The organism is Lentilactobacillus farraginis DSM 18382 = JCM 14108 (assembly GCF_000583655.1).
GTDB lineage: Bacteria > Bacillota > Bacilli > Lactobacillales > Lactobacillaceae > Lentilactobacillus > Lentilactobacillus farraginis.
In genome coordinates this window covers 38,765-51,215 of sequence record NZ_BAKI01000016.1, presented here as the reverse complement: position 1 = coordinate 51,215, position 12,451 = coordinate 38,765, and the positions used below count along the sequence as shown (strand labels likewise).

10 protein-coding genes and 1 pseudogene are annotated in these 12,451 nt (G+C 43.1%); all 11 read left to right on the top strand.

The genetic code is table 11. The annotated features are described in order from the left end of the window. Positions 1-199: 199 nt before the first annotated feature. The 11 genes and pseudogenes from gmk (at position 200) to JCM14108_RS07185 (ending at position 12,277) form a co-directional block, all read left to right on the top strand. A complete protein-coding gene (gene gmk, locus JCM14108_RS07235; protein WP_035179711.1) occupies positions 200-814 on the top strand; it encodes a guanylate kinase in 615 nt (204 codons plus the stop codon). Positions 815-816: 2 nt separating this feature from the next. After that, a complete protein-coding gene (rpoZ, locus tag JCM14108_RS07230) occupies positions 817-1,029 on the top strand; it encodes a DNA-directed RNA polymerase subunit omega (protein ID WP_035179709.1) in 213 nt (70 codons plus the stop codon). A gap of 150 nt (positions 1,030-1,179) precedes the next feature. After that, a complete protein-coding gene (gene coaBC / locus JCM14108_RS07225; protein ID WP_035179706.1) occupies positions 1,180-2,388 on the top strand; it encodes a bifunctional phosphopantothenoylcysteine decarboxylase/phosphopantothenate--cysteine ligase CoaBC in 1,209 nt (402 codons plus the stop codon). A gap of 26 nt (positions 2,389-2,414) precedes the next feature. Next, positions 2,415-4,809 (top strand): annotated as a pseudogene (priA, locus tag JCM14108_RS07220) (primosomal protein N'). A 16-nt stretch (positions 4,810-4,825) separates the two neighbouring features. Then, complete coding sequence (fmt, locus tag JCM14108_RS14320) at positions 4,826-5,779, top strand: methionyl-tRNA formyltransferase (RefSeq protein ID WP_369385530.1); 954 nt, start codon at positions 4,826-4,828, stop codon at positions 5,777-5,779. After that, on the top strand, positions 5,780-7,114 hold the full coding sequence (gene rsmB, locus JCM14108_RS07210; protein WP_035179703.1) for a 16S rRNA (cytosine(967)-C(5))-methyltransferase RsmB: 1,335 nt from the start codon (positions 5,780-5,782) through the stop codon (positions 7,112-7,114). It begins immediately after the preceding gene. 16 nt (positions 7,115-7,130) lie between these two features. Then, positions 7,131-7,880: a Stp1/IreP family PP2C-type Ser/Thr phosphatase gene (locus tag JCM14108_RS07205; RefSeq protein ID WP_035179700.1), complete on the top strand. Its 750-nt coding sequence runs from the start codon at positions 7,131-7,133 to the stop codon at positions 7,878-7,880. Beyond that, a complete protein-coding gene (pknB, locus tag JCM14108_RS07200) occupies positions 7,873-9,939 on the top strand; it encodes a Stk1 family PASTA domain-containing Ser/Thr kinase (RefSeq protein ID WP_035179697.1) in 2,067 nt (688 codons plus the stop codon). Before JCM14108_RS07205 ends, pknB begins: the two co-directional genes overlap by 8 nt. A gap of 120 nt (positions 9,940-10,059) precedes the next feature. Further along, on the top strand, positions 10,060-10,950 hold the full coding sequence (rsgA, locus tag JCM14108_RS07195) for a ribosome small subunit-dependent GTPase A (protein ID WP_035179694.1): 891 nt from the start codon (positions 10,060-10,062) through the stop codon (positions 10,948-10,950). Positions 10,951-10,961: 11 nt separating this feature from the next. Then, on the top strand, positions 10,962-11,615 hold the full coding sequence (gene rpe / locus JCM14108_RS07190; protein WP_035179691.1) for a ribulose-phosphate 3-epimerase: 654 nt from the start codon (positions 10,962-10,964) through the stop codon (positions 11,613-11,615). Next, positions 11,615-12,277, top strand: coding sequence for a thiamine diphosphokinase (locus tag JCM14108_RS07185; protein WP_035179688.1), 663 nt, complete (start codon positions 11,615-11,617; stop codon positions 12,275-12,277). The genes rpe and JCM14108_RS07185 overlap by 1 nt, the downstream gene beginning before the upstream one ends. The last annotated feature ends 174 nt before the right edge of the window (positions 12,278-12,451 follow it).

The window sequence follows — 12,451 nt, the reverse complement described above, 5'->3', positions numbered from 1 at the left end:
TTAGATAAGATTGATTGCTTTGCATTTTTCCTCACTCCGAACGCTCGTTTGTGACTCTATTATACGAACACTGGTTCGAAATATCAACCCCTAATATTAATTTTTTTATGATTTTTGCCGAAACAGAGGTTGGACTTGTAAAATTTGTGAAAATGAACGATAATGGTTGTTACTACAAATATTTGAAGGGATTTTGACGATGGCAAAAAGAGGAATGTTAATTGTTTTATCCGGCCCTTCCGGTGTTGGCAAGGGAACTGTCAGAAAGGCACTTTTTGAAGAACCGGATGTTGACTTTGAATACTCAACTTCAATGACGACAAGAAAACCTCGTCCTGGGGAGAAAAACGGTGTTGACTATTATTTTGTTTCAAAGGAGCAGTTCGAACAGAATATTCAAAATGGTGAGATGCTGGAATACGCTAAATACGTTGACAATTACTATGGAACCCCATTAAAATATGTCAATGAGACTTTGAATTCTGGTAAGGATGTTTTCCTTGAAATTGAAGTGAATGGTGCCATGCAGGTACGGGCAAATTGTCCGGACGCGGTCTTTGTCTTTTTGACACCACCGGATTTAATGGCGTTAAAGCACCGTTTAATTGGCCGTGGAACCGATAAAATGGATGTGATTAATAAGCGCATAAAAAAGGCAGTCGGTGAGATTAGTATGATGCGCAATTACGATTATGCTGTTTTAAATGATCGGGTTCCATTGGCAGTCGATCGGATTAAATCAATTATCAGAAGTGAACGTTTAAAAGTTGCCAGAGTAATGCCTGATTATGAATCGATGTTAGGAGACGATTAATAATGTTACTTTATCCATCAGTTGATAAGTTATTGGATAAAATTGATTCCAGATACTCGTTGATTATGCTTGCAAGCAAGCGGGCCCACGAGTTGGATTCCGGTGCAAAACCGTTACTGGATAGTTACAAATCAAAAAAATCAGTTGGCAAGGCCTTTGAAGAAATTGCGGCTGGTGTTTTAAAAATCGATCCCAAGAATCGCGAAATGGATTGATCAAATAACTTTTATAAAGTGGCCGGGACAAGCAGCGTTTTGTTCCAGCCATTTTTTTGGGAAAGATGAAAATTCAAACAGCTTTGTCTTTTGTCTACCCGGTTACTCTTGGTACAATTAAGAGTGAATTCTGAAAGGGTGGTGGCCAATTTGTTTCAAAATAAACGGGTTTCACTTTACGTAACCGGCAGTATCGCGGTTTATAAATCGCTCATTTTAACAAGATTATTAGTTAAAAACCATAATGACGTCCGAGTTGTCATGACTGAAGCAGCACAGAAATTTGTTAGTCCGTTGACGTTTCAAAGCCTAAGCAAAAATAAAGTAATCAAGGACGATTTTTCAACAGACAATCCAAAAACAATTCCGCATATTGATCTGGCTGATCATTCGGATTTGGCAATTGTCGCTCCGGCAACGGCCAATACAATTGCTAAAATGGCCAACGGCATTGCTGACAATGTCGTTAATGCGGCACTTTTGGCTACGACTGCGCCGATTTATGTTGTTCCGGCCATGAATGTGCATATGCTGGCTAATTTTGCCACTCAAGCAAATTTAAAAACGCTGACCGATGCAGGCATTCATATTATGGACACCGCGGAAGGCTTTTTGGCTGAAGGTTATGCTGGTAAAGGGCGGTTTCCCGAACCCGAAGAAATTTTAACGTGGCTTAATCAGCAGTTCAAATCACGGACAGCTGAACTGGCCGGCAAAAAATTATTAATTTCTGCCGGTGGTACCAGAGAACCGTTGGATCCGGTCCGCTATTTGACCAATCATTCTTCCGGTAAAATGGGGTTTGCAATTGCTGAGGCTGCTCAAGCTGCCGGTGCCGACGTGACATTAATTGCGGCCAACACCAGTTTACCCGTGCCTGATAACGTTAAAGTTGTTCGTGTTCAAACGGCTCGTGAATTATTAGCTGCGATTAAGGCGCGATTTAGTGAAGCGGACGCGTTAATCATGGCCGCTGCAGTGGCAGATTATCGGCCCGCCAACGTTGCCGAGCAGAAGATCAAAAAAACAGCTCAAAATACAACCATGACTTTGGAACTGGTTAGAAACCCGGATATTTTAAAAGAAATTGGACTGCTTAAAAAACCGGATCAGTTATTAATCGGTTTTGCGGCAGAAACTAATGATTTAATAACGAACGCCGAAAAAAAGATTAAGGCTAAGCACCTTGATTTAATTGTTGCCAACGATGTTTCACAGCGGGGAATTGGTTTTAATGCCGATAATAATCAAGTGACGTTCCTATTTAAAAATGGTGAGCAGCAAAAAACCGCGATTGAGAGTAAGCAAAGGGTCGCCAAGCAATTAATTGAAATTTTAAGCCATCGGTTATTTAATTAGTATTTTGTAAAAGGGGAGACTTATTTTTGCAGATTGCGCAAGTTATTGTAGATGTTCCAACCCGACAGACAAATGAACCGTATAGTTATGAAATCCCCGCCAATTTCGATGGTCAGGTCCAACCCGGTATGCGGGTTCAGGTCCCCTTTGGTCCCCGGAAAGTAACAGGATTTATTGTTGGCCTGACAGACCATTCGGATTTTGATGGGAAACTCAAAAAAATCAGCGGGTTGGTGGACCTTTCGCCGGTCATTACACCGGAGTTGCTTAAATTATCCGAATGGCTGGCTGGTCAGACGTTTTCATTTAAAATTAGTTGCCTGCAAACGATGCTGCCGGGCGGGATGCGAACTAAATTTAAAAAGAAATTGTTGACCGATAATCAAACCAAAGCAGCTTACCCGGAGATTTTTCACGGTGAAAACGAAATTAACTATGATCAGCAAAAGTTCGATAATCAAACTATCGGTAAAATTTTAACACTTCGAAAAGCCGATAAAATTAAAGTTCATTATGAACTGTCCAATCATTCAAAGCCGATGTTGGTCAAAGCGTTTCAAAGTAAACTAACCCCGACACAAATCGATGAAGCATTGGCAACCATTTCTAAACGGTTTGTTAGTCAGAGCAGGTTGCTGCAGATACTAAAAGACCAGCGCGACCTGCCGCTTCAGCAGGCGTGGTTGTCTAAGAAAGGCGTCACCAGCACGACTTTGGAGACGGCTGTTAAACGTGGGTGGGTTGATGAAACCCGTGTTAGGCGGATTCGTAACCCATTTTTGCAGCCGGTTAAAAAAAGTTATCCCCTGGCGTTGAACGACGATCAACAATCAGCAGTCGATCGTATAAATCGGGCGATTGAAAATCAGGCCAACACAACGTTTCTGCTGGAAGGGGTTACCGGTTCCGGAAAAACGGAGGTCTATCTTCAGGCAATGGCCCATGCGTTAAAAACTGGTAAGACCGCTTTAATGTTGGTTCCGGAAATTACGTTAACGCCTCAAATTGTTGGTAGAATTCGAAGTCGTTTCGGTGATCAGGTTGCGATGCTGCACAGTGCCATGTCCAGTGGTGAGCGTTACGATGAGTGGCAGCGAATTAATGACGGCCAGGCCAAGGTTGTGGTCGGTGTCCGCTCGGCCATTTTTGCGCCGTTGGAAAACATTGGTTGATTATTATGGACGAGGAACACGACAGTAGTTACAAGCAAACGGAGACCCCCCGTTATCAGACTCGGGACGTGGCCAAATGGCGGGCCGCATACAATCACTGCCCAGTTGTACTGGGAAGTGCCACCCCATCATTAGAATCCCGTGCGCGGGCAATGAAGGGGGTTTATGAGCTGATTTTGCTGCCGCATCGGTTTAACAATCACGCACTGCCCCATGTTTCCATTGTAGATATGAAAGATGAGATGGCCCGCAGCCGGAATATTCTGTCAAAAAAACTGGCTGATTTGGTTGATGACCGGTTGGCAAAACATGAACAGATTATTCTTTTGTTAAACAGACGGGGATATTCATCGTTTATTATGTGTCGGGATTGCGGATATGTCCCCCAGTGTCCGAATTGTGATATTTCATTGACAATGCACAAAGATACACATACTTTGAACTGTCACTTGTGTGGCCATAAAGAACCAATTCCGGTTGTTTGTCCAAAATGTCACAGTAAACGAATCCGCCATTATGGGATTGGCAGCCAGCAGCTTGAAGAACAGGTAAAGGAAATGTTTCCAAAGGCCCGGGTATTGCGGATGGATGTTGATACAACCCGGAAAAAGGGTTCCCATGAGGCGATTATTAACAAATTCGGTGCGCATCAGGCTGATATCCTGTTGGGAACCCAGATGATCGCAAAAGGGCTTGATTTCCCCGAAGTAACGCTGGTAGGCGTTTTGAATGCCGACTCAGCACTTCAATTTCCCGATTTTCGTTCAAGTGAGCGGACATTTCAACTATTGACCCAGGTTTCCGGACGTTCCGGGCGGGCCGATAAGCAGGGTGAAGTTGTTATTCAGACATTTAATCCGGATCATTATGCCATTCAACTAGCTAAAACCCAGGATTATGAAAAATTTTACCAAACGGAAATGCAGATTCGTCACATTGGGAAATATCCGCCGTATTATTTTACGGTTAAAATAACCGGGAGTTCTCCAAGTGAGAAGCAGACAGCTTATGAAATGCACCAGATTGCCCATTTCTTGAGGCGTTATTTAACGAACCAGGCAATTATTCTCGGTCCAACGCCAAAAACGATTAAACGGATTAATAATCGCTACTTCTACCAGATTATTATTAAGTATCGTCAGGAGCCCCACTTGAAGGACGTACTGGATAAAATATTGACAACTTCTCAAACCAAGGAACGAAAAGGGTTATTGATTTCAATTGATAATGAACACTGGATTTCATGTAATTCTCAGCAGAAAGGAATGATCGTGTTGACAACAGTCGTATTTATGGGAACCCCCAGTTTTGGGGTACCCGTTTTAAAAGGATTGGTTGATCACGGCTATCAGGTATTGGCAGCTGTTACCCAGCCGGATCGACCGGTCGGCAGAAAACATAAGATTCAAAAATCGCCAGTCAAACAGCAGGCCGAAGCACTTGAAATACCGGTCCTGCAGCCTGAAAAGATTAGCGGTAGTGACGAAATGAAACAAATTATTGAAATGCAGCCGGACTTAATTGTTACAGCTGCCTTTGGCCAATTTTTGCCCGACAAATTACTCAATGCTGTAAAAGTTGCCGCTGTAAACGTTCATGGTTCATTACTTCCCAAGTATCGCGGCGGCGCTCCGGTACAGTACGCGATTATGAACGGTGACAAAGAAACCGGTATCAGCATTATTTACATGGTTAAAAAAATGGATGCCGGCGATATTCTGGCACAACAGGCTGTGCCAATTGAAAATACGGATGACACGGCATCGATGTTTGAAAAACTAAGCCTGGTTGGCCGGGATTTATTACTTAAAACATTGCCGAAGGTGATTGACGGTACCGTTGAACCGGTTAAGCAAAATCCGGAGAAGGTAGTTTTTTCACCAAACATTAAACCGGAAGAAGAAGAATTGGATTTTTCCAAGCCGGCTTTTTTGGTTGATGCCAAAGTCCGGGCACTTCGCCCCGATCCAACTGCTTATACCGTTCTTAACGGGAAACGGACAAAAATTTGGCAGTCGGCCGTCGTTGACGAGACGACCACAGCGGCACCTGGAACAGTGGTTGAAAAGACAAAGCACGCATTAAAGCTTGCAGCGGGCAGCGGAACGGTGTTGGCCATTTTGGCACTTCAACCTGCCGGCAAACCCCGCCAAGCGATTACTGATTATTTGAACGGCGCAGGCCAAGCCTTAAAAGTTGGCCAAAAGGTGATTAATTAAATGAAATATCAGACAAACAACCCACGTGAACTGGCTGTAAAAACATTACTGCGAACCAGCAATGGTTCCTATTCAAATTTACAGATCAACGCGGTAATTGAATCAACAGCAATGAATGATGCCGATAAAGCGCTTTTTACCAATATTGTTTATGGCGTTATTCAGCATCGGCTGACACTTGAGTACCAATTGGCGCCGTTTTTAAAGAACCCTAAGAAGACCGATGACTGGGTAAAGGAATTACTTTATACGGCAATGTACCAGTTGACGTACTTGGATCGGGTGCCTAAACGGGCTATTTTTGACGAGTCAATTAAAATTGCTAAACAAATGGGGCATGATGGTACGCGTCGATTTGTGACGGGAATACTTCACCAAATGGATCGGCAGGGGCTTTTGGATCCCAATCAAATTAAAGATCCAATCCGTCGGGTTTCCATTAAATACAGCGTTCCTGAATGGCTGGTTTCATTGATTGGCGATCAGCTTGGTCAGGCCAAAGCTGAAAGAATTTTTGAATCGCTCAATCAAGCACCCAAGCAGTCGGTTCGCGTGAATAAAGTTAAGACCACCAAAGCACAATTACTTGATCAATTAACGCAAGCCGGCTATGAGACTGAAGAAAGTCGAGTAGCTGATGAAGCCCTGATTATTGATAAGGGTCAAATTGTGCACAGCCCGTTTTTTGAAAGCGGCTTATTAACAATTCAGGATGAAAGTGCGATGCTGCCCGTTGAATCGATGACGATTAAACCGGATGATATTATCTTGGACGCCTGCAGTGCCCCCGGCGGCAAAACAACGCAGATTGCTGCTAATCTAAAAACCGGTAAAGTGATTGCCTTGGATATTCATCAAAATAAGCTTAAAAACGTTACCCGAAACGCGAAACGGTTGGGCGTTGATCATTTGATTGAAACGCAGGCACTGGATGCCCGGAAGGTAAGCGACCGATTTGAAGATCAGATATTTGACCATATTTTGGTCGACGCACCCTGCTCCGGCTTTGGATTAATGAGACGCAAACCGGAAATTCGATATGATAAAAGCTTGGCCGATGTTAAACATTTATCACAGGTACAGCTTCAAATTCTTGAAGCCGTTGCCCCGAAAGTCAAAACTGGTGGTACTATTACATATAGTACCTGTACAATCGTCCAACAGGAGAATCAGGAGGTTATTAGGCAATTTATTGAAGCCCATCCTGATTTCCGGGTCGAACCAACCAAAACAGACCTAAATCTGCCGACCGATGATAACGGCATGCTCAATCTTTACCCTGATGATTTCGGTTCTGATGGATTTTTCGTGTGTTCTTTGGTTAGGAAAGCGTAACGGAGTTGATACAAATATGCAGATTGCTTATCAATCGTCTACCGGAAAAGTTCGGGACAAAAACGAGGACGCAGTTGGAAAATTTGAAAATAAACAGGGCTTGATTTTGGCTTTGATCACCGACGGTATTGGTGGTAATAATGCTGGCGAAGTCGCTTCCCAGATGGTTGTGGATCATATCGGCAGTAGTTTTAAAAAAACGGAAATTGATAGTTTGGCTGAAATCAAGGATTGGTTTATAAAAAAATTAGCCCAGGAAAACGCTGCGATTATTAGTGAATCAAATTCAGACCGCCGTTTAAAAGGAATGGGCACAACCATGGTGGCTGCCCTGATTAATAATAACGAAAGTTTGATTGCCAATATTGGCGACAGTCGCGGATACGTTCTCTCGGATAATAAGCTGACGCAGATTACCGAAGATCATTCGTATGTGAATGAACTTGTTAAGCATGGTGACATTACGCCTGATCAGGCGAAAAATAATCCATATAAAAATATTATTACCAAGAGTCTTGGAATTAATGACGACGCTACGGCTGACTTTAAATTCTATAAAATTAAAGAAAACGACCAGATTCTGCTTTGTACGGATGGGTTAACCAACATGGTTGACGATCCTGAAATTGAGAAAATTTTGTCAATGAAAGATGATCTTCAATCAAAATGTAATTTATTGGTATCACTTGCCAATCAAAACGGTGGACTTGATAATGTTACCGTTTTGGTTGCCCGATATGATTCGGAGGTGATGCCGGATGAATAAAGGGTATGTTTTGAATGGTCGTTATAAAATTATTGATCGGCTTGGCGAAGGTGGGATGGCGGATGTTTATCTGGCTGAGGATTTAATTTTGAACCGGGAAGTCGCAGTTAAATTGCTGAGACTTGATTTTCGGGATAATCCAAAAGCAAAGAAACGGTTTCAGCATGAAGCCATGGCTGCCACCGAACTGGACAACCCACACATCGTCGGTATTTATGATGTTGACGAGGTTGAGGGGATGCAATATCTGGTTATGGAGTATGTCGACGGGGAGGACTTGAAACACTATATCAAGGATCACTTCCCGATTCCCTATGCTGAAGTTGTTAATATCATGGAACAAATCTGTTCGGCTGTCAGTGAAGCGCATCATCATAACATTATTCATCGGGATCTAAAGCCTCAGAATATTTTAGTTGATAAAAATGGTTATATTAAGATTACCGATTTTGGGATTTCGCGGCTTGAGAGTGAAGACACCATGACACAGACCAAATCGATTATCGGTTCAATTCATTATCTTTCGCCCGAACAAATTAAGGGCCAAATGGCAACCAAACGGTCTGATATCTATTCATTGGGAATTATCCTCTATGAAATTTTGACCGGCAAAGTGCCTTTTAATGGTGACACGGCTGTTTCAATCGCGATTAAGCATTCCCAACAGCCGATTCCTTCCGTTCGGGATTTTGATCCGCGAATCCCCCAAGCTTTGGAAAATGTTGTTTTAAAGGCCACCACTAAGGATCCCCGTAATCGATACCCGGATGTTAACGCGATGGCTGCTGACTTGAATACGTCGTTAGACAGATCCAGAGCCAATGAGTCCAAGTTTGTGGTTCCCGATGAAGACGCGGAGATGGATGAGCGAACCAGGGTGATGCCGTTTTCGGCGTTATCAGAAAACGAAACGTCCGCGGCTGCCAATCCTGATAAACGGGAAGCTCAGGAAACCGACGAATCAGCTGAAGGCCGTCCCAAGCGAAAGAATCATAAACGCCGCCGTCGATGGCTGATTAGTGGCATTATCGGTTTTTTGATTTTGCTTTTTGCCGTGATCTTCTTTGTGAGTGCCAATAGTCAAACGACGGTGCCGGTGATTACCGGGACATTGAAGAGTGAAGCGGCCGAAAAATTGGAGAACGCGGATTTACAAGTCGGTAACGTTTCCTATCGCTATAGTGAAAAAGTTGATCGAAACCGGGTTATTTCGTCAAAGCCAAAGGAAAATACCAAGGTTAAAAAGAATACCCGGGTAGCTTTGGTAATCAGCTCGGGGATTAAAAAAGTTCGGTTGGATAATTATGTTGGCCAAGACTATGACGAAGTAAAATCACGGTTGGAAAAACAGGGCTTTAAAGTTCGCAGGCGAAACGCACCGTCCGGCACCTTTCAGTCTGGCAAAATTCTTCAACAGGACTTTGCTTCGGGAACCCGGGTTAATCCAAGCAAGCATACATTAACTTTTGTTGTTTCAACCGGGATTCAACAGGTTATTTTAAAGGATCTGACGGATATGACAAAAGCGCAGGTTATCAGTTACGCAAACAAGGAAAAAATTAATCCGACTTTTGACTATGTTTACTCAAATGAGCAAAAGAAGGGCCGGGTAGTCCGCCAGTCGCCGGCTGCCAATGAAAGTATTCAGCAAGGCGGCAATATCATTGTTTGGTTATCCAGAGGCCCGCAGGCAAAGGCCAAGGACCAATTGGAAAGCTTTAACGTTAAAGTAACGATTCCCTACTTCAATAACGCGACTGACCAGTCTTCCTCAAGTTCAGCCTTCAGCAGTAGTTCTCAAGCTCAAAGCTCATCGAGTACGCCTGCTGTGCCGGAAACTGAAGCCAGCACGACCGGTTCAGGAGAAAACGTGGTATTAATCTATTTGAAGGATCACGATCATGATTATTCCACGGTTTACAAACAAATGGTTATCACACGTGATACAACTGTGATGCTGCCGTTTAAACTAACCAAGAACGAGGTTGGCCGTTATAAGGTTGTTCGGGATGGCAAAACAATTTTGCGGGATAATAACATTACTTACGATTCCCATTAGTCTAAAATTTCCGGGGGAACTTTATTAAATCCCCCCAAGCGACCTGAGAAAGTTACACCGTCTGTTGTATAATAATAGATGGTGTAGCTTTTTTATTAATTTTAAGATAGAGGTGATTAATTGGCCAAAGGAAAAATTTATCAATCGTTGGCAGGCTTTTATGATGTCCATACTGAGAATCAGGTTTATCGCACGCGTGCGCGGGGGAACTTTAGGAAACGTAAAATTACCCCTTTGGTAGGAGACGATGTTGAATTTCAAATTGAGGATGATAATCAAGGCTATATTCTTGAAATTCTACCCCGGAAAAATTCATTGGTGCGCCCGCCTGTTGCCAACATTGACCAAGCAATTGTGACGACGGCAGCCACGCAACCGGTATTCTCCAGTAACTTGTTGGACCGTCAATTGATTGCGCTGGAAATTAGTAATATTAAGCCGATTATTTATTTTACGAAGACGGATTTGCTTGATCGGGCGCATCGGCAGCAGTTACAGGAAATTGCCGCCGGTTATGCAGCCATTCCGTATGAAGTGATTTTCCCGGAAAAGGCGTTTTCAGAAACGGCATTGACACAATTGCGTAAATTATTTTCAGGAAAAGAAAATGTGATTATGGGGCAGACCGGGGCAGGGAAATCCACACTGCTGAATCATTTGGCACCGCAATTGAATTTGAAAACCGGTGAAATTTCAGCTGCTTTGAATCGGGGCCGGCATACAACCCGCCGAGTGGCACTATTGGCAGTTAATGATGGTCTAATTGCTGATACACCGGGGTTTTCTTCGTATGATACTTTGGCGATTAATTTCCGAGAATTAGCTGCCTATTTCCCTGAATTTAAACGGGCATCGGTAAAATGTCGTTTTCGGGGATGTTTACATGTCAACGAGCCGGATTGTGAAGTGAAACGACAGGTAGAATCTGGTAAAATTATGAAAAGCCGTTACGAAAATTATTTACAGTTGTATACTGATATAAAGAATCGTAAACCAAATTATAAAAAGTGAGGAAGTTGATTATGATTAAGATTGCACCTTCAATTTTGAGTGCGGATTATGTAAATTTGCAAAGAGACATTGAAAAAGTTGATAAGGGCGGCGCTGAATTGCTGCACATTGATATTATGGATGGCGCTTTTGTGCCGGCACTGTCATATGGTCCAGGATGGGTAAAGGCCATTAAGCCGATTACCAACCTAACATTAGATGTTCATATGATGGTCCAAAATCCGGAACGTTATGTGGATGATTTTGCGGATGCCGGCGCCGATATTATCGGCGTTCACACGGAAGCCACGCCTCACATTCACCGAGCACTTCAAATGATTAAGAATCGAAATGTTAAGGCTGAGGTTGTTATCAACCCCGGCACACCTGTTGCGGCCATTACGCCGGTGCTTTACATGGTTGATCAGGTTTTGGTAATGACAGTCAATCCCGGCTTCGGTGGTCAAAAGTTCTTACCGGAAACCGTTAAAAAGATTGCTGAACTCGATCAAATCAAGAAGGAGCAAGGCTTGAATTTTGATATTGAAATTGATGGTGGTGTTAACGAGACGACCGTTGTCGGGGCTTATAAGGCCGGAGCAACGGTTGCGGTTGCCGGTTCATACATTTTTGATGCTGACGACCCTGTTTCAAGGATTAACGCGTTAAAGGATGCTACTAAATAATGAAAGTATTAAATCTTTTGGTCGGCGGACCAATTGACTTATGGCCCGATGATCTCAAAGCGGGTCGAATAAAGGGAAATTGGATCGGCATTGACCGTGGGAACCTGCATTTAATTGATATGGGTATTGACCCGCTGGTAGCGATCGGTGATTTTGATTCCTTAAAACCTGAAGAATTGCAGTTGGTTAAGGAACATATTCACGATATTCGCCAGTCCATTCCGGAAAAAGACGATACTGATACCCAGTTGGGCTTAAAGGTTGCGATTGAAGAACATCATGCTGATCGGCTTGATATTTACGGGGCAACGGGCGGTCGACTGGATCATTTTCTGGCTAATCTATGGATGGTTTTGGAACCGCGATTTAAAAAATACGCGCCCAAAATTCGGTTGATTGATCGCCAAAATACGATAACGTTTTTTTTACCGGGGGAATACGAGATTGTAAAAGAACCCGATAAGAAATATTTGGCTTTTGTGGCGTTGACACCGATGGCGCATTTAACCCTGTTTGATGAAAAATATAAATTACACGACTATCAGGTGAAACGACCAATTTCACTGGCAAGTAACGAGTTTGTCGGTGAGACTGCCCGCTTTAAGTTTGCGAGCGGTGTGATGTGTGTGATTCAAAGTAAGGATATTAATCGGTTTAATTAAGCTGATTTTATCCCAAAGCGGCGATCGATTAACTGGAAACAGTTGATCAATCGCCGCTTTTATTGAAATACGGGCGTGGTATAATTAACTATTGAAAGCGTTTACCGAATTTGAGTTGAGTGGCAGCTCAAGTGGGAAAATGCTTTGCAGAAAAAGGATTTGAAGGGAAGCTTT

Coding starts and splice junctions, on each gene's coding strand:
- gmk (WP_035179711.1), top strand. CDS start 200: ATGGCAAAAAGAGGAATGTTAATTGTTTTATCCGGCCCTTCCGGTGTT.
- rsmB (WP_035179703.1), top strand. CDS start 5,780: ATGAAATATCAGACAAACAACCCACGTGAACTGGCTGTAAAAACATTA.
- JCM14108_RS07185 (WP_035179688.1), top strand. CDS start 11,615: ATGAAAGTATTAAATCTTTTGGTCGGCGGACCAATTGACTTATGGCCC.
- fmt (WP_369385530.1), top strand. CDS start 4,826: ATGATCGTGTTGACAACAGTCGTATTTATGGGAACCCCCAGTTTTGGG.
- rpoZ (WP_035179709.1), top strand. CDS start 817: ATGTTACTTTATCCATCAGTTGATAAGTTATTGGATAAAATTGATTCC.
- JCM14108_RS07205 (WP_035179700.1), top strand. CDS start 7,131: ATGCAGATTGCTTATCAATCGTCTACCGGAAAAGTTCGGGACAAAAAC.
- pknB (WP_035179697.1), top strand. CDS start 7,873: ATGAATAAAGGGTATGTTTTGAATGGTCGTTATAAAATTATTGATCGG.
- rpe (WP_035179691.1), top strand. CDS start 10,962: ATGATTAAGATTGCACCTTCAATTTTGAGTGCGGATTATGTAAATTTG.